Source organism: Devosia sp. T2-14 (assembly GCF_055397495.1).
Window position 1 is genome coordinate 1,086,200 of the sequence record NZ_AP027921.1, and the last position, 20,631, is coordinate 1,106,830.

The following is a 20,631-nucleotide window of genomic DNA, read 5'->3' on the forward strand; positions in this document are numbered from 1 at the left end:
GGCGGGCGTCGCTCCTTAGGCGGCCGGCTTGGCAGCAGCCGCGACCAGAGCGTCATATTCTTCGAGCGACAGCTCGCCGCTGGCATCGACGTCAGCTGCCTTGAAGGCATCTTCGGTCAGGTCAGGCCAAGCGACCTGCGCTTCGGCCAGGGAGACGCTGCCGTTCGCATCGGCATCAACAGTGGCAAAGTCGGTGGCCGCCTGAGCGAAGGCAGCGGTCGACAGGCCGAGTACGACGAGGGACGACAGAATGATCTTCTTCATGGGAGTTGAGCTCCAATGTTGGGGAGAAAACGGTGTCGGGTTATCCCGCTACCGACGAGCCGCTCTCCTGCGGCCCGTGAGACAGACAATGGTTTGGCAATGTGTCTCACCCATGCCTGAAACGAGACCGCCACCGGGAAATTGTTAGGCAAATTGCGGGCAGTATCGGCAGAATTGAGGCGCTGTGTATTCAACAAGAATACGGCGCTTTAACCATTCTAAAGTGGAGTTGATTGGCGAATCCAGGCCGCCTCGCGCCGTAGTATTTTCTTTTTGCCAAGAAATCGGCGCGTATTGCAGGCGATATTATCTATCACGCGCGCGTGAACGCACGTTCCTGCACTTGGCGGGCGAAATTGAAACTGCTCAGTGAGGGCGTGAAATCAGAGCAGAGGGCGGACGAAATCGCCGCTCTCATTGTCCATGATCCACAGCTCGCCGGTCGAAATATCGAACCAGGCGCCATGCACGGCCAGCTTCCCCTCGGCCTCCAGCTGGGCCACATAGGGGAAGGTGCGCAGGTTATTGATCGAATTGCGGATCGAGATGCGCTCGAGCGCGGTCTCGCGCTCGGCCGCCGTCATCAGGGCATTCTGGCCGACCTGGTCGGGCAGGCCACCCAGCATGCTCATCCACTTGCCGATGAAGTCGCCCGAATCGAGTGGGCTCTGGTCGGCGGCCAGCGTGGCGCGGATGCCACCGCAGCGGCCGTGGCCCATGATCACGATATTGGCGATGCCCAGGGCCTTAACCGCATATTCAATGCCGGCCGAGGTGCCGTGCTGGCCCCCGTCGGGCTGATAGGTAGGCACCAGATTGGCAACGTTGCGCAGCACGAACAGTTCGCCGGGGCCGGCATCGAAGATCATTTCCGGCGCGGCACGACTGTCGCAGCAGGCAATGATCATTGTCGACGGGTTCTGCCCCGACGCCGCCAGATCGCGATAGCGATCCTTTTCCTTAAGATAGCGCCCTGCCATGAAGTTGGCGTGGCCGTTCAGCAGGTGTTCAGGAAACCGGTGCATGCACAACCGATTATCGATAAGAACGGCCGAGATCAACAGGCGCATTCACATCATCGCGCATTGGGGGCATGCATGATTATCTATCGTTTTCTCACCGGACAGGACGACTCGGCCTTCTGCCACAAGGTCACCAAGGCCCTCAGCGAGGGCTGGCAGCTGCATGGCTCGCCCACCTATGCCTATGACGCTTTTGAGAAGAAAATGAAAGCGGGCCAAGCAGTTACCCGCATGGCCCCCGATCAACCCTATGATCCAGACAAGAAGCTGGTCGACTATTAGGCGGCAGCGCCGAAATAGGACTTCGCAGCGTTCTTGACCCTGTTCAGCATGGCGCGCGCGCCGCTGCCGGAATTTTCACCCTGGGCCTGCCCCACCGGGACATCGCTCAGGGTAAAGGTCGCGACGATATCGTCGAGCTGGTTGGCCTGGCCCTCGGTCTGCTCGATCGAGGCATTCATTTCCTCGACCAGCGCCGCATTCTGCTGGGTCATCTCGTCCATCTGGCGCACCGCCACATTGACCTGACCGATGCCGGCAGCCTGTTCCTGGCTGTCGGAGGCAATGGTCTCCATCACCTTGGCCGAATGGCGCACGCCTTCGATGATCTCGCCGAGGCGGCCGGCCACGTCGGCCACCAGCCGGGTGCCGCTCTGGACTTCGCCGGCGCTTTCCTCGATCAGCTTCTTGACGTCCGAGGAGGCCTGCGCCGCTGACTGGGCCAGGCGCCGCACTTCCACCGCCACCACCGCAAAGCCCTTGCCGGCATCACCGGCGCGCGCCGCTTCGACCGACGCATTGAGCGCCAGCAGGTTGGTCTGGAAGGCCACGTCGTCGATCAGCCCGATAATGTTGGAGATCTTGGCGGAGGAGGTGGAAATGCGCTCCATCGCCTCGGTCGCCTTGCCCATGACCACGCTGCTGGCTTCCACGATCTGGGTCACGCGCATGGCGTCGCCGCTGGCATCGTGGGCGCGGTCGGCATTGAGCTTGACGGTGTGGGACATCTGCTCCATCGCCGCCGAGGTTTCCTCGATGGTGGCCGCCTGCTTGGTGGTGCGATCGCTGAGATCATTGGCGCCGGCCAGGATTTCCCCGGTGGCGGTCTTGAGGCTGCGCGAGGTTTCGCGCAGCTGGTGCAGGATGTCGTCGAGCTTGTCGGCCACGCTGTTGGTGCTGGACTTGAGCTTGCCGAAGGCGCCGCGATAGTCCCCGACCATGCGTTCGCGCAAGTCGGCCATGGCGAGGGCCGCCAGCACGTGGTCGGCTTCGTTGAGCGCCTGCAGGATGGATTCGAGCATGCCATTGAGGTTGGCGGCGATGCGGTCGATCTCGGCATCGCCGAACTGTTCGTCGATGCGGCCGGTAAAGTCGCCGGCCATGGCCTTTTCGATCACCTGATCGAAGGCCGACTGGAAGCGCGCCATCATGGCGGCCCGTTCGGCGGTTGCGGCGGCGCGGGCGAGCTTGTCGCGATCGGCGGCGGCAACCTGCTGGCCGTTGAGGCGGAAGGTTTCGAGCGCACGGGCCATTTCGCCGAGCACGTTCTGCGCCTTGGTGCCCTCGATGGTGATGTCGTATTCGCCGGCGGTCAGCTGGCCCATGGTGCGGGTGAGGCCGTTGAAGGTGCCACTCAGCCAGCGGCCGGTGACCAAAGCCAGTGCGGCGCCAGCCAGCACGCCAACGGCGCTGATCACGCCGATGATGAGGAGCTGCAGCTGTTCCTGGCGGGCAATATTGTCGGCCAGCGCGTTCTGGGCCGCCTCGATGCGGTCGGCCATGGCGGTATAGACGTCGTTCATCTGCGGGCCCATGGTCGCCAGAACCTTGGCCTGGGGCGACTTGGACGCAATGATGCCGCGCGGAATGCCGGCCACCAGTTCGGCGAAGATATCGCGGTAGGAATTGGCCAGCACGGTGACTTCATCAATGCCGGCGAGGAATTCCGGATCGCCGTTGAACAGCGCCGCACCATCGGCATCGGTAGTCGCCACGTCATCGATCATGACGTTGACGGCGGTCTCGCCCTCCGGGCTGGGCGCCAGCAGGTATTTGGCCAGCGACAGTTCCAGGATGCGGACGTCGGTCAGGTAATCATTGATTTCCAGGGTCTGGCGCGCCTGCGCACGGAAGCTGGCAGACAGGTGCTCGGCATTGGCCATCAAGGCGATGGAGGCGGCCGAAACCACCACGAGGATGGCGGTCAGGATGCCGAAGGCACCGAAGATACGAGAATTGACGCTGGAAAACAGGCGCATTGGAATTGTCCCTAAATTCCACTCCTGTTTGCCAGCTATTTGTTAGTTTGGCGTATACGCAAACAAACGGAGCCTCAGAACTTGCCCTGCGCAAGTCGCAAGGCAAGTGCCTGCAGCATAAGGATTGTTTTTCCGTCGTTGATGGTGCCGAGCTCGATCATGTCGAGCGCTTCATCGAGCCCCAGCTCGAAGACCTCGATATCTTCGCCCTCTTCATGCAGCCCACCGCCGGCCGCAACCGTCTTGCCCGGCGTGTAGCGGCCAATGAAGCAGGCGCATTTTTCGGTCAGCGAACCCGGGCTCATATAGGCGTCGAACAGGAATTGCAGTGCCTCGGGCTCATAGCCGGTTTCCTCGATGGCCTCGCGCCGCGCGGCAATGGCGGGCGCTTCGCCGTCGAGCAGGCCGGCCGGGGCCTCGATCAGCCAGGCGGGATCGCCATTGAGGTGGACTGGCAGGCGGAACTGGCGGGTGAGGATGACGCTGCGCTGGGCTGGCGCATAGAGCAGCACCGCTGCGGCACTGCCGTGATCATAGACTTCGCGGTTCACGGTCTGGCTGGTGCCGTCGCGGCGGCCATGGGTGACCTCGTAGCGATCGAGACGCCCCCAGTCATGGGCGAGCGGGGTGACGCTATTGATGGTGATGGTGTCCTGCATGACCTCTCCTCGATTGCTGGCGCAGCTATGCCGCAAACCGCGCCGCCCGGCCAGTTGCTTTGCGTCAAATGTTGCGCGCCGGCGGCCAGCGGAACAGACGCCTCCACCTTCCATACCCTGCTCCGGGGCAACCCGTGGCATCCGCAATCCGCACATGCTGTGCGCCATACGAACAAAGTGCGGAGTGCGCCAAAAGTGGCCCGCCGCCGCTTCAATTTGCAGAACCGGAAGGCTAGAAGTCTCGAACCATTCCAAACTGCGGGCGGCCTTGTCGCGCGCTAGCGAGGCTCCATGACGGTTCGCTCCCGACCCCTATCCCCCCATCTGCAGATCTATCGCTGGACCATCACCATGGCGATGTCGATCGCCCATCGTGCCACCGGCATCGCCAACTATGCCGGCACCGTGCTGCTGGTGATCTGGCTGGCCGCCGCCGCGGCCGGGCAGGAACCGCTCAATGTGGTCAATGCCATCTATGGCAGCTGGTTCGGCCAGCTGGTGCTGTTCCTCTATACCTGGTCGCTGCTGCACCACATGCTGGGCGGCCTGCGCCACTTCGTGTGGGACTTTGCCAAGATGATGGAACCGGGACAGCGCGAGATGCTGGCCTGGGCCAACCTGGTGGCCTCCATCGTCCTGACCCTGCTGGTCTGGACCGCTTTCGTGTGGGTGGCGTGATGCGCGAAGAAATTATTACCCGCGAGATGATCGCCAATCCCAAGACCAAGTACGGCGCCGCAAAGGCGTCGACCCGGCACTTCATCACCCAGCGGGTGACCGGCGCTGTAAACGTGCTGTTCATCGGGCTGCTGCTGTTCGTGGTGGTGCGGCTGGCCGGGCAGGATCGCCCCGACATGGTCGCCGTGCTCGGCAATCCGCTGATCGGGCTGCCGCTCGCCGTTCTCCTCGCCATCGTGACCGTGCATATGCGCAACGGCATGCGCGATACGCTGGAGGACTATTTCGCAGGCGCCATGTACCGGCTGCTGATGATGCTCAACACGCTGTTCTGCATCATCATCGCGCTGGCCGGTATCGGCGCCATTCTCAAGCTCGTCTTCTGGGGTTAGCCTGATGGCTCAATACGAACTCATCGACCACGAATTCGACGTGGTGGTGGTTGGCGCCGGTGGCGCGGGCCTGCGCGCCACGCTCGGCATGGCTGAACAGGGTTTCAACACCGCCTGCATCACCAAGGTCTTCCCCACCCGCAGCCACACCGTGGCCGCGCAGGGCGGCATCGCCGCCTCGCTGCAGAATATGGGCCCCGACAGCTGGAAGTGGCACATGTACGACACCGTCAAGGGGTCGGACTGGCTGGGCGACAATGACGCCATGGAATATCTGGCGCGCGAAGCCCCGGCGGCCATCTATGAGCTGGAACATTACGGCGTGCCATTCTCGCGCACCCAGGATGGCAAGATCTACCAGCGCCCCTTCGGCGGCCACATGACCGAATTCGGCGACGGCCCGCCGGTGCAGCGCACCTGCGCCGCGGCCGACCGCACCGGCCACGCCATCCTGCACACCCTCTATGGGCAGAGCCTCAAGCACAACGCGCAGTTCTTCATCGAATATTTCGCGCTCGACCTGATCATGGGCGAGAATGGGGAATGCCAGGGCATCATCGCCTGGAAACTCGACGACGGCACGCTGCATCGCTTCCGCGCCAAGCTCGTGGTTTTGGGCACCGGCGGCTATGGCCGCTCCTATTTCTCGGCGACCTCCGCCCATACCTGCACCGGCGACGGCAATGGCATGGTGGCGCGCGCTGGCCTGCCACTGCAGGACATGGAATTCGTGCAGTTCCACCCCACCGGCATCTATGGCGCCGGCGTTCTCATCACCGAGGGCGCGCGCGGCGAAGGCGGGTATCTCACCAATTCGGAAGGCGAGCGCTTCATGGAGCGCTATGCCCCCAATGCCAAGGACCTGGCCTCGCGCGACGTCGTCAGCCGCTGCATGACGCTGGAAATCCGCGAAGGGCGCGGCGTCGGTCCCAAGAAGGACCACATCTACCTGCACCTCGACCACCTCGACCCCAAGGTGCTGCATGAGCGCCTGCCGGGCATTACCGAGAGCGCCAAGGTGTTTGCCGGCGTCGACCTGACCCGCGAACCGATCCCGGTGCTGCCGACCGTGCACTATAATATGGGCGGCATCCCCGCCAATTATCATGGCGAAGTGCTGAACCCGACCGAAGCCGATCCCGATCGCGTCGTGCCGGGCCTGATGGCCGTGGGCGAAGCGGCCTGCGCCTCGGTGCATGGCGCCAATCGCCTGGGCTCGAATTCGCTGACCGACCTGGTGGTGTTCGGCCGCGCCGCCGCCATCCGCGCCGGCCACGTCATCGACAAGGCAGCGCCGATCCCGGGCATCAACAAGGCGCAGGACGACAAAATCCTGGCGCGCTTCGACCGCCTGCGCAACGCCAATGGCAGCCGCCCCACCGCCACGATTCGTGACGCCATGCAGCACACGATGCAGGAAGACGCCGCGGTGTTCCGGACCTCGGAATCGCTGGTCTCGGGCGTCAAGCGCATGAGCGAGATCTACGGCACGCTGGCCGACGTCAAGGTCACCGACCGCTCGCTGATCTGGAACTCGGACCTGGTGGAGACGCTGGAGCTGGAAAACCTCATGGCCAACGCCATGGTCACCGTGGTTTCGGCCGAAGCGCGCAAGGAATCGCGCGGCGCCCACGCCCACGAGGACTTCCCCAGCCGCGACGACGAGAACTGGCGCAAGCACACGCTGAGCTGGATCGACACCGATACCGGCGCCGTCCGGCTCGGCTATCGCCCGGTTCACCTCGACCCGCTGACGCCGGAAAGCGAAGGCGGCATCGAGCTCAAGAAGATCGCGCCCAAGGCACGCGTCTACTGATGAGCGATCCGGCCGGATATTCGGGCACGCCCCTGGCGCAGAAGCTGGGGCTGAAAGATGGGCAGCGCGTGCTGTTCATCGACCTGCCCGTTTCGCTGGCCGATCTCGCCACCTCGCGGCAATTCGTGGAGTCGAGCCGGATCACCGTAGACCAGCTCGGCGCCGCCGCGCCCGGTTATGACGTGATCCATCTCTTCACCAGCGCAAGGGCGGTGCTCGAAACGCTGGCGCAAAGCCTGATGAACCTGATCGCCCGCGATGGGATGATTTGGGTGAGCTGGCCCAAGAAAGCGGCGAAGCTGGCGACCGATATCACCGAGGATGTGATCCGGACCGTCGTGCTGCCGCTGGGGCTCGTCGATGTCAAAGTCTGCGCCGTCGACCAGACCTGGTCGGGCCTGAAGCTGGTTATTCGCAAGGAATTGAGATGAATCGCTTTCTGATCCTATTGGCGGCCGCCGCGGTTCTGGCCGGCTGCGAAACCACCGGCGGCATGTCGGCCAGCAGCAGCGCGCCCGTAGGCGGGGGCGGCTTCAGCCAGACCCAGCAGGCCGCCTATGGCAGCAATGGCATTGCCACCACGACCAGCCAGATCGACCCGGCCACCGGCCAGCGCGTCGTCACCGGCGGCAGCTTCTCCATCGGCTCGGGCAATGCGGCCCTTGCCGGAGGGATGGTCGGACGCTGGACGCTGGGCGATGACTATGCCCGCCGCTGCACGCTGTCGCTGAGCGCCTCGCCGCTCGCGGGCAGCAGCGGCGCGCTCGAAGCCCAGCAGACCGGCTTCTGCTCCAGCGACTTTTCGGCCGTGGCCGGATGGATGGTCGCGGGATCGGGTATTGCCCTTACCGACAATGCCGGCCGCATCCAGGGCCAACTCGTCGCCGATGCCAAGGGCGACTATGTCGGCACGTTCAATTCCACTTTTGGTCCGAACGCCGTGCGGCTCAGCCGCAGCGGGTTCTAGGAGGCAGGATTATGAAGCACGCCATTCTGGCCGCAGCGCTGCTGCTCTCCACGGGCGCCACCGCTTTTGCCGCCGCGCCCAGCGCCGCGCAGAAGGACGAGTTCTATGCCGTGTGCATGGGCATCGCCCAGGATGCCAAGCTGTGTGGCTGCAAGGCCGACGCCGCCATGACGCTGATCGACGACCGCTTCATGGGCGTGGTGATCAAATCGATGAAGGGCAGCGCCCCGGCCGCCAGCGATTTCAAGGCCTACAACGCCTATGTCGCGCGGAGCAACCAGGTCTGCAAGCCGAACTACTAAGACATTCTGTGCCGGTTGAGCGGTACTTAGGAAAGGACCTAAAATGGTCGAACTGATGCTCCCCAAGGCCGACCGGCCCGCCAAGGGCAAGACCTGGCCCAAGCCGGAAGGCGCCAAGCGCCTGCGCGAATACCACGTCTATCGCTACGACCCCGATCAGACCGCCAATCCGCGCATCGACACCTATTTCGTCGACCTCGACGATTGCGGCCCGATGATCCTGGACGGCCTGCTGTGGATCAAGAACAAGGTCGACGCGACCCTGACACTGCGCCGCTCGTGCCGCGAGGGTATCTGCGGTTCCTGCTCGATGAACATCAACGGGCTCAACACCCTAGCCTGCACCAAGGGCATGGATGACTCGACGGGCCCGATCAAGATCTATCCCCTGCCGCACATGCCGGTGGTCAAGGATCTGGTGCCGGACCTTTCCAATTTCTACGCGCAGCACCGCGCGATCGAGCCCTGGCTCAAGACCACTTCGCCCACCCCGGAAAAGGAGTGGAAGCAGTCCGTGCCCGAGCGCGCCAAGCTGGACGGGCTCTATGAGTGCATCCTGTGCGCCTGCTGCTCGACCTCGTGCCCGAGCTATTGGTGGAATGGCGAAAAGTATCTTGGCCCGGCCGCGCTGCTGCAGGCCTATCGCTGGCTGATCGATTCGCGCGACGAGACCACCCAGGAGCGCCTCGACGACCTCGAGGACCCCTTCAAGCTCTATCGCTGCCACACCATCATGAACTGCGCCAAGGTCTGCCCCAAGGGGCTGAACCCGGCCAAGGCCATTGCCGAAATCAAGAAGATGATGGTCGAGCGCAAGGCCGCCTGAGGCCGTCGCCCCCGGATTTTAGAAAGCCCGCGACCGTGGTGGCGGGCTTTCTGTTTGAGCTGCGCAAAACAAAAACGGCGGACCGAGGTCCGCCGCTTGAATGATCTGAAAGGCGAAGCCTAGTCGTCCATGGCCTCGGTGATCAGGATGATCGTGCCGGCCTCGTAGGCGGCCTTGCAGTCGGCGCTGTCGTGTTCGAGGTCGCTGTCGAGCAGCACCGAAGCGGCGCCCGGGCCTTCGAAGCGCGGATCGTCGCACATGTCGTCGTCCGAATAGCTCGAGCTGTTGTCGCCGAAGTCGATATGGCTGCTGTCATAGGGCGCACCGGCGGCATATTCGACCGTGTAGACCTTGCGGATGCTGACCTGGCCCTGCTCTTCCAGCGCCTTGCAGTCATTGGCGTCGCCATACATGTCGTCGCTCAGCAGCTTCTTGTCGGTGCCCGGGCCATAGAAGCGCGGGTCATCGCATTCGTCGTCATTGGCATAGGCCGAGGTGTTGGAGCCGTAGTCGAACACCGCGGGGACCCCATTGCCGCCGACAAAGCTGGCCGTGCCGGACTCGACGGCCGCGCGGCAGTCGGTGGCATCACGACCGATATCCTCGTCGAGCAGCTTGCGCGAAACACCCGAGCCGGTGAAGCGCGGATCATCGCAGGAGCCGTCCTTGGACCAGCGGCTGCTGTCATTGCCGTAGTCGATGGTACCGGCCGAGGCCGTATCGTCACCGACATAGGTCACGGTGCCAGCGTCGTAGGCGGCCTGGCAATCGGTGGCATCCTTGAACAGGTCCGAATCGACCAGCTCCGATGCCGAGCCCCTGCCCTTGAAGCGCGGGTCATCGCATTCGCCGTCCTTGGCCCAGCGGCTGCTGTCATCGCCGAAGTCGATCTCCGTCGCGGCGACATCTGCTGCAGTGGCGGGGCCATCCTTGAGGGTGATCGTGCCGGCTTCATAGGCGGTGCGGCAGTCGGTGGCGTCTTTCAGCAGATCGGCATCGACCAGTTCAGACGCCATGCCCGAACCCACGAAACGCGGATCGTCGCATTCCCCGTCCTTGGACCACTCGCCGGTGTCGTCGCCAAAATCGATGGCGGCGGTGTTCGCGCCCTCGTCCTGCAGCGTGATCGTGCCGGCCTCATAGGCCGCGCGGCAATCGGTGGCGTCCTTGAGCAGGTCGGCATCGACCAGCTCGGACGCCATGCCAGAACCCACGAAACGCGGATCGTCGCACTCGCCGTCCTTGGTCCATTCGCCACTGTCATCGCCAAAATCGATCGAGGCCGCCGGCGTATTGCCGGTCTTGCCCTGCGCCATGGCCGGCGCAGACAAAGTGCTTGCCAGCAGCAGGCCCAATGCGGCCCCGCCCATAAGATTCTTGAACACGCTCATCGGTTGACCCTTCCCAGATGTTGCAGCAAGTCCTTGCAGGACTTTATAGCGCCTTTGCGGCAGCCAAAAGCCTCGCCAAAGGAATTAGCTGGCCAGCGCGCTTTCGCGCGCCCGCCTCTCGGCCCGGGTGAACAGGTATGACCCGACCAGCACCAGCACCGTACCGATGCCGTGATAGACCGTGAACGGCTCGGACAAAATGATCACGGCGAAAATAATCGTCACCACCGGACCGAAAGCCGCCGTCGAAGAGGTGGCGCGCGCCCCGATACGGGCCATGCCGGCATTCATCAGGAAGCTCGGCAGCACGGTGCCCAGCACGCCCAGCGCCAGCCCATAGGCCCAGATTTCAGGTGTCAGCGCCAGGTAGCTGCTAGGCCCCGCCAGCACCAGGTTCTGTACAATTGCACAAACGCCGGCCGTCGACATGGCGATGCAGGTGAACAGCGCCGAGCCCAGCACCAGCATCTGCCGCTTGGCCAGGTGCTGGTAGAGCGCAAAGGTGATGGCCGAACCCAGCACCAGCAGAGTGCCGATGACCAGCCCGTCGGGATTGACCGCCAGGTTCCAGCCGAAGATCACCACGAGCCCGGCATAGCTCAGCAGCATGGGCGGTACCACGCCCCAGGCCATGCGCTCGCGGAAGAACCACACTCCGAACAGCACCACGAAGAACGGATAGGTGAACAGCACCAGCCGCTCATATTGCGCGGTGAGATAATTGAGGCCGAGGAAATCGAGATAGCTCGACAGGTAATAGCCCAGCATGCCAACCGCCATGCTGACCAGCACCACAGGCGGGCTCAGCCGGCTGCGCAGCCCGCCATCGCGCAGGAGGGTCATCAGAATGACGAGATAGACCGGCAGCGCCACCAGCATGCGCAGGCTGAGCAGCATCTCGGTGGAAACGCCCTGCCCATAGGCAAGCTTGATGAAAATGCCCTTGGTGGAAAACAGCACGGCGCCCGCCACGGCATAGGCATAGCCGACGGGATCGCTCTTGGAAGTCATTGTCATGGTGGACATGCGGCGGTTCCTGAGAGGTCCGCCACGCCAGTCACCGACCGCCAGTGGCGGACCGGAAAAACGAAAGGCTGGACGTCAGCGCTCGCTCCGGTCCCGAAGGGAGCCAGAAAGAAGAATCGCAAGAAGAGTGGTTGCGCGCGAGTGCATGGCTATTTGGTAGCCCGCCCCGATGAAGCCTGACAAGGCCGGATTGCCCTGATTCGGTTCGGCAGACGCAGGCTCAGCCGCGCGGATGGGCCTTGCGGTAGCTTTCCAGCAGCAGGTCAGTATCCACCGCCGTATAGATCTGGGTGGTCGAGAGGCTGGCATGGCCCAGCAGTTCCTGGATGGCGCGCAGGTCGCCGCCCCGGCCCAAAAGGTGCGTGGCGAAGGAGTGGCGCAGCGCATGGGGCGTAGCCGATTGCGGCAGGCCCAGCGCCGAGCGCAACTGCACCACCCGCATCTGAATCAGCCTTGGCGACAGCACCCCGCCCTGCACGCCGCGAAACAGTGGTTCATCGGGCGCGAGGTTAAACGGGCTGAGTTCGAGATAGAGGGCGACAGCCTTGCGCACTGCCTCGATGAGCGGCACCAGCCGCAGCTTGCCGCCCTTGCCGGTGACGCGCAGCGCCTCGCCCTCGAGATCGCCCCGGGTCAGCGCCAGGGCTTCGGAAATACGCAGGCCCGCCCCGTAGCAAAGCGAAAGCACCGCCATGTCGCGCGCCGCCACCCATGGCCGCTCTTCCATCTCGTCCACTTCGGTGATGGTCTGGCGCGCCTCGATCACGGTGAGCGCCTTAGGCAGCGATTTTGGCAGTTTCGGCGTGCGCACAACATCGAGCGCCGCGCTGGCAACGATGCCCTCGCGCTCCAGATACCGGAAGAAGCTCTTGAGAGCCGACAGCACCCGCGCCAGCGATCGCGAGCCCAGCGTTTCGCTGCGCCGAACCGCCATGAAGGCGCGGATATCAGCGCCGCGCAATTGCTTGAGCGTGGTCAGCGTTACCGCGCCGCCGGTGTGCCCGGCGAGAAAATTCAGGAACTGGTCGACATCGCGGGTATAGGCCTCGAGCGTATTGTCCGCGAGGCGCCGCACCGCGCCGAGCTCCCGCTGCCAGGCGGAAATCTGGGCACGCACGAATTCGTCGGTAGCAAAGGCGGAATCGACCATGCCCGCACTCTCCGCCCGCATGGTAAACCCATCCTTAACTGCAGGGGCTGCATGGTCGGATCCGTCACAGGAGATTGGCATGCACACACGCACGGTCGCGCATATGCTGGGCGCAAGTCTGCTATTGGCAACGCTTACGACCGTTCCCGTCTTTGCCCAGTCGCCGGAGATGTGGGACCGCAGCTTTGACCACTTCAACTATGCCAGCCCCGACGAGACCGTGCGGATCGACGGCAGCATCGGCGCCATCTTCATCGAGGGCAGCGAAAAGGTCATGTATGGGAGCAACGCGCTCAGCCACCTGATCTGGCAGAGCACGGCGCCAGTGCTGCGCGGCAGCATCGCGGTCAACCTGCCCAACGGCTTCAGCCTGCGGGGCGAAGGCAGCGTTGCCGGTTTCGCCAGCAGCTATATGGAAGACTATGACTGGCTCAAGGGCGACTTCACCACCGCCAACTGGTCACACCGCAGCCAGCATCCCGATACCAATCTCGACCATTATTTCACCGGCGCCGGCATGGTCGGCTATGAGCTCGTGCGCGACGACAAGGCGGTGATCCGCGCGCATGGCGGCCTCAAATACACCGATGTGCAGTGGGCGGCCTATGGCGGCACCTACGTCTATAGCAGCGGCGGCGGCTTCCGGGACCAGGTGGGATCGTGGCCTGCGGGCACGCCGGGCATTACCTATCGTCAGCAACTGCCCGAAGTGTTTCTGGGCGTGGACGGCGAAGAAACCTACGGTAATTTCCGCGTCGGGGGCCTGCTGCGCGGCGGTTTGACCTTCCTCTCCGTCGCGACCGACGATCACTGGATGCGCAACCTGCGTTTCGTCGATGAGCTTTATGTTGCCCCGACCGTGACCGTGGGCGCCGATATCGGCTTCGCCCTCGGCAAGAATGCCGAAGTGACACTGGCGGCCCGATATGACCACATTTTCGAAGTGCGCGGCGATACTCGCTATTACAACATTGCCAGCGGCGCCCAGACCCACACTCTGGCCGACGTGGCGGCGGGCGGCTTGCGCAGCGCCGAGATCACCGCAGGCCTGCGCGGCCGATTCTGATGGCGAATTTGCCCCGTTTTTGCCGCAATTGCTGGGGTTTTGTGGCTTGTGTGCACCACAAGACGGATCTGTCGACGTTCCGGCGCACACGCGACCGTGAGCGGCCTTTCGTGTGACGGGTCGGTAGGCTAGAGCGAAACCATGATGCGGCTGATGCGCTTTTTCGTCCTGACCCTTGCCCTCTTGGCGCTTTGTGCGCCGAGCGTGTCGCTTGGCATGGGCGCACGCATGCCGGTTTGGACCCCGATGGAGACGCAGGTCTCCTCGGCTACGCAAACCAAGGTATTCAGCTGCAAGACACTGGGCGGCAAGCGCGTGCTGCCCTGCCACCCCGACCAGGGCGTCATGGCGGCACCAATCGCCTTCATCGATCCGCCAGCCCGGCTGCAGCCACCGTCGAACGTCGCAAGGGCATTTGCGACCACAATGGCGGAGGCCGAGCTGCCCCCGCCACGGCGGTCGTAGGTCCACTTCCCTTCGCCCTTTCCGTTCCTGCGGCCGAACCGGCCGAATCCAAGAGTTTTGACATGACCACCCTTACCCTCGGCCGCCGCCAGTTCATGGCAGGCGCCGCAAGCCTTTCCGCGCTGGCCCTGGCCGGCTGCGCCACCACTACCCCGGCCGTCACCACGCCGCCCGCGCCGATCCGTCATGCGGTGCCGCCCGAAGTGCAGCTGATGTATGGCCCGGTGCTGACCGAGCCCTTCCCGCTGCGCGCCGCCGACATGTCGCTGATAGACCCGATCTACTGGCGCCAGGAGGTCATCGACCCGACCGGCGAAAAGCCGGGCACCGTGGTCGTCGATACACCCAACCGCTTCCTCTACCATGTCGGCCAGAATGGCATGGCCATGCGCTATGGCGTCGGCATCGGCCGAGATGGCTATGCCTGGTCGGGCCGCGCCCACATTGCCTACAAGAAGTCCTGGCCGCGCTGGACCCCGCCGGCCGAGATGATCGCCCGCCAGCCCGAGCTCGAGCCCTATCGCTATGGCATGGAAGCCAATATCGATAACCCGCTCGGCGCCCGCACGCTCTATATCCACCAGGGCAATGTCGACACCATCTACCGCATCCACGGCAATCCAGACGAGCGCACCATCGGCAAGGCCGTGTCGAGCGGCTGCGTTCGCCTGCTGCAGCAGGACATCATCCACCTGCATGATGCGGTCAAGACCGGTTCGCCCCTGCTGGTCATCTAGCGGACCGGCGTCTGGGCTTTGGCAGAATCACTTGCGCTCCCTATGTTCGGATGCGAACAGAACGGGCACAGATGCAGGACCGTCCAGACATAGTTGCCGTCATGGTAGGGGTCGCCGTCGAGGGCCCCTACAGCTACCGCATTCCGCCCGGCATGCAGGTGGAACGTGGCTCCATCGTCGCGGTGCCGCTGGGCCCGCGACTGACGCTCGGCGTCGTCTGGGGCCCACCCAAGGATATGGTCGCGCATAATCGGTTGCGCGACATTGCCCAAGCCTACGACGTGCCGCCGCTGAGCGAAGAACTGCTCAAGTTGGTCGACTGGGTCGCCCGCTATACGCTTTCGGCGCCCGGCCAGGTCTTGCGGGCCGTGCTGCGCTCCAGCGAAGCGCTCGATTCCCCCAAGCCCGTCATCGCCTATCGCAGCACCGGCCACGAGCCCGAAAAGCTGACCCCGGCCCGGCTGCGGGTGCTCGATGCGCTGCTTGACGGCATGGCCTGGCCCAAGACTGCACTGGTCGGCACCACCGGAGTTTCGCCCTCGGTGATTGAAGGACTGGAGCGCGCCGGGGCCGTGGAGCGGCTGGAAATGGCGCCCCCGCCCGTCGTGCTGCCGCCCGATCCCGACAGCGCCATCGCCACCCTTTCGGACGCCCAGCAGCAAGCGCTCAACCAGATCCTGGCGCTCGACGCCAACCAGTTTGGCGTGGCGCTACTGGACGGGGTTACCGGCGGCGGCAAGACCGAAGTGTTCTTCGAGGCCGTGGCCGATACGCTGCGCGCCGGGCGGCAGGCCCTGATCCTGCTGCCCGAAATCGCCCTGACCAACACCTTCATCGCCCGCTTCACCAAGCGCTTCGGCACCAAGCCCGCCGAATGGCATTCCGACATGACGCCCGTTCAGCGCGGCAAGGTGTGGCGCGGCGTGCTCGACGGCACGGTGCGGGCGGTGGTCGGGGCGCGCTCGGCCCTGTTCCTGCCCTTCCGGGAACTGGGCATGCTGGTGCTCGATGAGGAACATGACGGCGCCTATAAGCAAAGCGATGGCATCACCTATCATGCCCGCGACATGGCGGTGGTGCGGGCGCACCTGGCCAATGCGCGGGTGATTCTCTCCTCGGCCACGCCGTCGGTGGAAACCCGCAACAATGCCAATACCGGCCGCTACGCCCATGTGCTGCTGACCTCCCGCTTTGCCGAAGCCGCCATGCCCGACGTCACCGCCATCGACATGCGGATCGACGGACCGGAAAAAGGCGAATGGATCGCCCCCACCCTGGCGCGCGAGGTGTTTGCCGCGCTCGACCGGGGCGAACAGGCCCTGCTGTTCCTCAACCGCCGCGGCTATGCCCCGCTGACCCTCTGCCGCTCCTGTGGCCATCAGTATCAGTGCCCCGACTGCTCGGCCTGGATGGTGGAGCATCGCTTCCGGGGCGTATTGATGTGCCACCATTGCGGCCATGAAGTACGCACGCCCAAGGCCTGCGGTGCCTGTGGTGATACCGATAGCCTCACCGCGGTCGGCCCCGGCATCGAGCGCATCGCCGAGGAGGCCGCCACGCGCTTTCCCGATGCGCGCCGGGTGATCCTGTCCTCGGATATGGGCAGCAATGCCCAGCTGCGCGAGCGATTCTCAGAAATCGAGCGCGGGGAATTCGACCTCATCATCGGCACCCAGCTGGTTTCCAAGGGCCACCATTTCGAAAAGCTCTCGGTGGTGGGCGTGCTCGATGCCGATCTGGGACTGGCGCATGGCGATCCGCGCGCCGCTGAAAAGACCTTCCAGATCCTGACCCAGGTGGCCGGCCGGGCCGGACGCGCCTCGCGCAACGGCAAGGCCTTCCTGCAGACCTATCACCCCGACCATGCGGTGATGAAAGCCATGGTCTCGGGCGATCGCGAAGCCTTCTACGCCCATGAACTGGCAGCCCGGCAGGCGGGGGGCCTTCCTCCTTTCGGCCGGCTGGCGGCCCTCATCGTCTCGGCCAACGAACATGCCGTGGCCATGGACTATGCCAAGAAGATGCTGTCGGCAGCGCCGATGGCCGAGGGGCTGCGCCTGTTCGGGCCCGCCGATGCCCCGGTCGCCATGGTGCGCGGCCGGCACCGGATTCGCCTGCTGGCGCAATCGGGCAAGGATTTCGATCTCTCGGGCTATGTGCGATTCTGGCTCAACGCCGCCGAAAAGATCACCGGCAACCTGCGCGTGCAGGTCGATATCGACCCCATCAGCTTTATGTAAACCATGTGCCGAAAGGCCCGGCTGGCCGCCACTTTCGGCCAAATCGGGGGATAAGGGCCCAAAGCCCTAGCCAGGCGGCTGGACGACGGTGGCCTGCGACACTTTCGCCGCGATTGAATCGCAGCCCCAAGCCTTGCGTGTCGCGCGGGCCTTGTGCTAGAGCGAGCGCGACTTTGAAGGGGTGTCCGGACCGCCCCTTTTTCCTGACAAGAACATGCGTCGGCACCCGCCCGGTATTCCAAGAGAAATACGGCGGCAAAGCGGACAGGCAACCAAGAGGGTATAGCGGCATTGGCAGCGCAGAATTCAGTGCTTACCCACATCGCACGGCCATATGCGTCGGCGCTGTTCGACCTCGCTGAGGGCGAAAATCAACTGGCATCGGTCGAGACGTCGCTTTCCGACGTTTCCCGTCTCATCGGAGAAAGCGCTGACTTTGCGCGTTTCCTCCGTTCGCCGATCATTTCCGGCGACGACAAGGCGAAAGCGCTCGACGCGCTGCTGGCCAAGGCCAGCACCAATCCGCTGGTCGCAAATTTCCTCAAGCTGATCGCCAAGAATGGCCGCCTGTTCGCGCTCGACGCGATCATCGTGGCCTTCCGCGAGCAGGCCGCCAAGGCCCGCGGCGAAGTCACCGCTGACGTGACCTCGGCTGCGCCGCTCTCGGGCGACCAGGTCAAGGCCCTCGCCGAAGCCCTCAAGGCCAAGGTCGGCAAGACCGTTACGCTCAACCAGTTCGTCGATCCCTCGCTGATCGGTGGCCTTCAGGTGAAGGTCGGATCGCAGATGATCGACTCTACCCTCAAGACGAAATTGACCGCGATGAAGATCGCCATGAAAGAGGTCGGATAAATGGACATCAAAGCCGCGGAAATCTCTGCGATCCTCAAGGACCAGATCAAGAATTTCGGCCAGGAAGCCCAGGTTTCCGAAGTCGGCCAGGTGCTGAGCGTCGGTGACGGTATTGCTCGCGTCTATGGCCTCGACAACGTGCAGGCCGGTGAGCTCGTCGAGTTCCCGGGCGGCATCAAGGGCATGGCCCTGAACCTCGAAACCGACAACGTCGGTATCGTGATCTTCGGCAATGACCGTTCGATCAAGGAAGGTGACGTCGTCAAGCGCACCGGCGCCATCGTGGACACCCCGGTCGGCATGGGCCTGCTGGGCCGCGTTGTCGACGGTCTGGGTAACCCGATCGACGGCAAGGGTCCGATCGTTCACACCGAACGCCGCCGCGTCGACGTCAAGGCTCCCGGCATTCTGCCCCGCAAGTCGGTGCACGAGCCGATGTCGACCGGCCTCAAGGCCATCGACGCCCTGATCCCGATCGGCCGTGGCCAGCGCGAGCTGATCATTGGCGACCGCCAGACCGGCAAGTCGGCCATCATTCTCGACACCTTCCTCAACCAGAAGCCGGCTCACGACGCCAACGCGTCCAACACCGACAAGCTGTTCTGCATCTATGTCGCCGTCGGCCAGAAGCGCTCGACCGTGGCACAGTTCGTCAAGCAGCTCGAGGAATCGGGCGCACTGCCCTACTCGATCGTGATCGCCGCAACCGCTTCGGACCCGGCACCGCTCCAGTACATCGCGCCGTTCACCGGCTGCGCCATTGGTGAATTCTTCCGCGACAACGGCATGCATGCCGTGATCGCCTATGACGATCTGACCAAGCAGGCCGTTGCCTACCGTCAGATGTCGCTGCTGCTGCGCCGTCCGCCGGGCCGCGAAGCTTACCCCGGCGACGTGTTCTACCTGCACTCCCGCCTGCTCGAGCGCGCTGCAAAGATGAACGAAGACCACGGTCTGGGTTCGCTGACTGCACTGCCCGTGATCGAGACCCAGGCCAACGACGTGTCGGCCTATATCCCGACCAACGTGATTTCGATCACCGACGGCCAGATCTTCCTCGAAACCAACCTGTTCTTCCAGGGTATCCGTCCGGCCGTGAACGTCGGTCTGTCGGTGTCCCGCGTGGGTGGTTCGGCGCAGATCAAGGCGATGAAGCAGGTTGCCGGCTCGCTCAAGGGTGAGCTCAGCCAGTACCGCGAAATGGCGGCTTTCGCCCAGTTCGGTTCGGACCTCGACGCCTCGACCCAGCGCCTGCTGAACCGCGGTGCGCGCCTGACCGAACTGCTGAAGCAGCCCCAGTTCTCCCCGCTCAAGAGCGAAGAACAGGTTGCGGTGATCTTCGCCGGCGGCCAGGGCTATCTCGACAGCCTGCCCGTCAACAAGGTTGCGGACTTCGAGAAGACCGTGCTCTCCGCCCTGCGTGGCAAGTATGCCGATATCCTCAAGACCATCGCCACCGAGAAGGCTCTGAGCGACGACACGCGCGCCAAGCTCAAGGCGGCTCTCGACGATATCAAGAAGACCTACGCGGCTTAATTCAGGTTTGGCACGTGGCCGGCAGTTGGTGTTGCACACTCGCTGTCGGTCGTGCGCTAAGGCCCTCAAGGAGACGATAGGCACATGCCGTCGCTAAAGGACCTCAAAAACCGTATCGATTCGGTCAAATCGACCCAGAAGATCACCAAGGCCATGCAGATGGTCGCGGCGGCCAAGCTGCGTCGTGCCCAGGATGCGGCACAGGCGGCTCGCCCCTATGCCGAACGCATGGGCAAGGTCCTTGCGGCTCTCGGCGCTGTCTATGATGGCCAGGAAAATGCTCCGGCGCTGCTCGGCGGCACGGGCAAGGATCAGGTTCACCTGCTGGTCGTTGCGACCGGCGAGCGTGGTCTGGCCGGTGGCTTCAACTCCTCGATCGCCCGCCTGGCGCGTGATCATGCTGCCAAGCTGATCAGCCAGGGCAAGACGGTGAAGCTGCTGACCGTGGGCCGCAAGGGCCACGACATCCTGCGCCGCCAGTATCCGGACCTGATCGTCGACACCTTCAACTTCCGCGAAGTCAAGCAGGTCGGGTTCGCCCAGGCCGAGCAGGTCGCGGCCAAGGTGCTGGCCATGTTCGAGGCCGGTGAATTTGACGTGGCGACCCTCTATTTCGCCAAGTTCGGCTCCGTGATCAGCCAGGTTCCGACTGCCCAGCAGCTCATCCCGGCCAAGCTCGAAAAGCCGGCTGGTGAAGGCGAAGTCGCTGCCGCAGCCGTGCCCTATGAGTACGAGCCGAGCGAAGAAGCCATCGTGGAAGACCTGCTGCCGCGCAACATCTCGGTACAGATCCTCAAGGCCCTGCTCGAAAACAGCGCCTCGTTCTATGGTGCGCAGATGTCCGCAATGGACAATGCGACCCGGAACGCCGGCGAAATGATCGGTCAGCTGCAGCTGAGCTACAACCGCCAGCGCCAGGCCCAGATCACCAAAGAACTCATCGAAATCATTTCGGGCGCGGAAGCGCTCTAAGCAATCCAGCGA

The 20,631-nt window shown here is 63.9% G+C and carries 22 protein-coding genes; 15 read left to right on the top strand and 7 right to left on the bottom strand.

The window, feature by feature from the left end; all coding sequences use genetic code 11:
• Nucleotides 1-15: 15 nt before the first annotated feature.
• Entirely contained in the window at nt 16-264 is a 249-nt protein-coding gene (locus ACZ5WT_RS05305) for an EF-hand domain-containing protein (protein WP_464286337.1), read from the bottom strand.
• 383 nt (nt 265-647) lie between these two features.
• The gene (locus ACZ5WT_RS05310; protein WP_464287152.1) at nt 648-1,289 is read right to left on the bottom strand and encodes a carbonic anhydrase; all 642 of its coding nucleotides are present in this window, start codon (nt 1,287-1,289) and stop codon (nt 648-650) included.
• Between the two features lie 72 nt (nt 1,290-1,361).
• On the opposite strand from ACZ5WT_RS05310, the gene ACZ5WT_RS05315 reads away from it, so the two are divergent.
• The gene (locus ACZ5WT_RS05315) at nt 1,362-1,568 is read left to right on the top strand and encodes a DUF1737 domain-containing protein (RefSeq protein ID WP_464286338.1); all 207 of its coding nucleotides are present in this window, start codon (nt 1,362-1,364) and stop codon (nt 1,566-1,568) included.
• Here ACZ5WT_RS05315 and ACZ5WT_RS05320 read toward each other — a convergent pair.
• On the bottom strand, nt 1,565-3,544 hold the full coding sequence (locus ACZ5WT_RS05320) for a methyl-accepting chemotaxis protein (protein ID WP_464286339.1): 1,980 nt from the start codon (nt 3,542-3,544) through the stop codon (nt 1,565-1,567). The two genes, ACZ5WT_RS05315 and ACZ5WT_RS05320, sit on opposite strands and share 4 nt — an antisense overlap.
• A gap of 74 nt (nt 3,545-3,618) precedes the next feature.
• Nucleotides 3,619-4,203: an NUDIX domain-containing protein gene (locus ACZ5WT_RS05325; RefSeq protein ID WP_464286340.1), complete on the bottom strand. Its 585-nt coding sequence runs from the start codon at nt 4,201-4,203 to the stop codon at nt 3,619-3,621.
• 291 nt (nt 4,204-4,494) lie between these two features.
• Here ACZ5WT_RS05325 and sdhC point away from each other — a divergent pair, with 291 nt between their 5' ends.
• Genes sdhC through ACZ5WT_RS05360 form a run of 7 tightly spaced genes read left to right on the top strand, consistent with a single transcriptional unit; the run spans nt 4,495 to nt 9,184 of the window.
• Nucleotides 4,495-4,881 (top strand): succinate dehydrogenase, cytochrome b556 subunit, encoded by a 387-nt coding sequence (gene sdhC, locus ACZ5WT_RS05330; protein ID WP_464286341.1) that lies wholly within the window; start codon nt 4,495-4,497, stop codon nt 4,879-4,881.
• Complete coding sequence (gene sdhD / locus ACZ5WT_RS05335) at nt 4,881-5,273, top strand: succinate dehydrogenase, hydrophobic membrane anchor protein (RefSeq protein ID WP_464286342.1); 393 nt, start codon at nt 4,881-4,883, stop codon at nt 5,271-5,273. Before sdhC ends, sdhD begins: the two co-directional genes overlap by 1 nt.
• A 4-nt stretch (nt 5,274-5,277) precedes the next feature.
• Complete coding sequence (sdhA, locus tag ACZ5WT_RS05340; protein ID WP_464286343.1) at nt 5,278-7,089, top strand: succinate dehydrogenase flavoprotein subunit; 1,812 nt, start codon at nt 5,278-5,280, stop codon at nt 7,087-7,089.
• Nucleotides 7,089-7,520: a DUF3052 domain-containing protein gene (locus ACZ5WT_RS05345; RefSeq protein ID WP_464286344.1), complete on the top strand. Its 432-nt coding sequence runs from the start codon at nt 7,089-7,091 to the stop codon at nt 7,518-7,520. Before sdhA ends, ACZ5WT_RS05345 begins: the two co-directional genes overlap by 1 nt.
• Entirely contained in the window at nt 7,517-8,056 is a 540-nt protein-coding gene (locus ACZ5WT_RS05350; RefSeq protein WP_464286345.1) for an AprI/Inh family metalloprotease inhibitor, read from the top strand. The genes ACZ5WT_RS05345 and ACZ5WT_RS05350 overlap by 4 nt, the downstream gene beginning before the upstream one ends.
• 11 nt (nt 8,057-8,067) lie before the next feature.
• The gene (locus ACZ5WT_RS05355; RefSeq protein WP_464286346.1) at nt 8,068-8,358 is read left to right on the top strand and encodes a hypothetical protein; all 291 of its coding nucleotides are present in this window, start codon (nt 8,068-8,070) and stop codon (nt 8,356-8,358) included.
• 43 nt (nt 8,359-8,401) lie between these two features.
• Complete coding sequence (locus tag ACZ5WT_RS05360; protein WP_464286347.1) at nt 8,402-9,184, top strand: succinate dehydrogenase iron-sulfur subunit; 783 nt, start codon at nt 8,402-8,404, stop codon at nt 9,182-9,184.
• A 119-nt stretch (nt 9,185-9,303) separates the two neighbouring features.
• Here ACZ5WT_RS05360 and ACZ5WT_RS05365 read toward each other — a convergent pair whose 3' ends face one another.
• From ACZ5WT_RS05365 to ACZ5WT_RS05375, 3 genes are all read right to left on the bottom strand, one after another.
• Entirely contained in the window at nt 9,304-10,575 is a 1,272-nt protein-coding gene (locus tag ACZ5WT_RS05365; RefSeq protein WP_464286348.1) for a hypothetical protein, read from the bottom strand.
• An 84-nt stretch (nt 10,576-10,659) separates the two neighbouring features.
• The gene (locus tag ACZ5WT_RS05370) at nt 10,660-11,601 is read right to left on the bottom strand and encodes a DMT family transporter (protein WP_464286349.1); all 942 of its coding nucleotides are present in this window, start codon (nt 11,599-11,601) and stop codon (nt 10,660-10,662) included.
• 220 nt (nt 11,602-11,821) lie between these two features.
• The gene (locus ACZ5WT_RS05375; protein ID WP_464286350.1) at nt 11,822-12,751 is read right to left on the bottom strand and encodes a tyrosine recombinase XerC; all 930 of its coding nucleotides are present in this window, start codon (nt 12,749-12,751) and stop codon (nt 11,822-11,824) included.
• A 79-nt stretch (nt 12,752-12,830) separates the two neighbouring features.
• On the opposite strand from ACZ5WT_RS05375, the gene ACZ5WT_RS05380 reads away from it, so the two are divergent.
• From ACZ5WT_RS05380 to ACZ5WT_RS05410, 7 genes are all read left to right on the top strand, one after another.
• The gene (locus ACZ5WT_RS05380; RefSeq protein WP_464286351.1) at nt 12,831-13,817 is read left to right on the top strand and encodes an omptin family outer membrane protease; all 987 of its coding nucleotides are present in this window, start codon (nt 12,831-12,833) and stop codon (nt 13,815-13,817) included.
• Nucleotides 13,818-13,970: 153 nt separating this feature from the next.
• Entirely contained in the window at nt 13,971-14,282 is a 312-nt protein-coding gene (locus ACZ5WT_RS05385; RefSeq protein ID WP_464286352.1) for a hypothetical protein, read from the top strand.
• Nucleotides 14,283-14,344: 62 nt separating this feature from the next.
• On the top strand, nt 14,345-15,019 hold the full coding sequence (locus ACZ5WT_RS05390; protein WP_464286353.1) for a L,D-transpeptidase: 675 nt from the start codon (nt 14,345-14,347) through the stop codon (nt 15,017-15,019).
• Between the two features lie 71 nt (nt 15,020-15,090).
• Nucleotides 15,091-17,259: a primosomal protein N' gene (locus ACZ5WT_RS05395; RefSeq protein ID WP_464286354.1), complete on the top strand. Its 2,169-nt coding sequence runs from the start codon at nt 15,091-15,093 to the stop codon at nt 17,257-17,259.
• A gap of 309 nt (nt 17,260-17,568) precedes the next feature.
• Nucleotides 17,569-18,111, top strand: coding sequence for a F0F1 ATP synthase subunit delta (locus tag ACZ5WT_RS05400; RefSeq protein WP_464286355.1), 543 nt, complete (start codon nt 17,569-17,571; stop codon nt 18,109-18,111).
• Complete coding sequence (atpA, locus tag ACZ5WT_RS05405) at nt 18,112-19,647, top strand: F0F1 ATP synthase subunit alpha (RefSeq protein ID WP_464286356.1); 1,536 nt, start codon at nt 18,112-18,114, stop codon at nt 19,645-19,647.
• 84 nt (nt 19,648-19,731) lie between these two features.
• Nucleotides 19,732-20,619 (top strand): F0F1 ATP synthase subunit gamma, encoded by an 888-nt coding sequence (locus ACZ5WT_RS05410; protein WP_464286357.1) that lies wholly within the window; start codon nt 19,732-19,734, stop codon nt 20,617-20,619.
• Nucleotides 20,620-20,631: the final 12 nt, after the last annotated feature.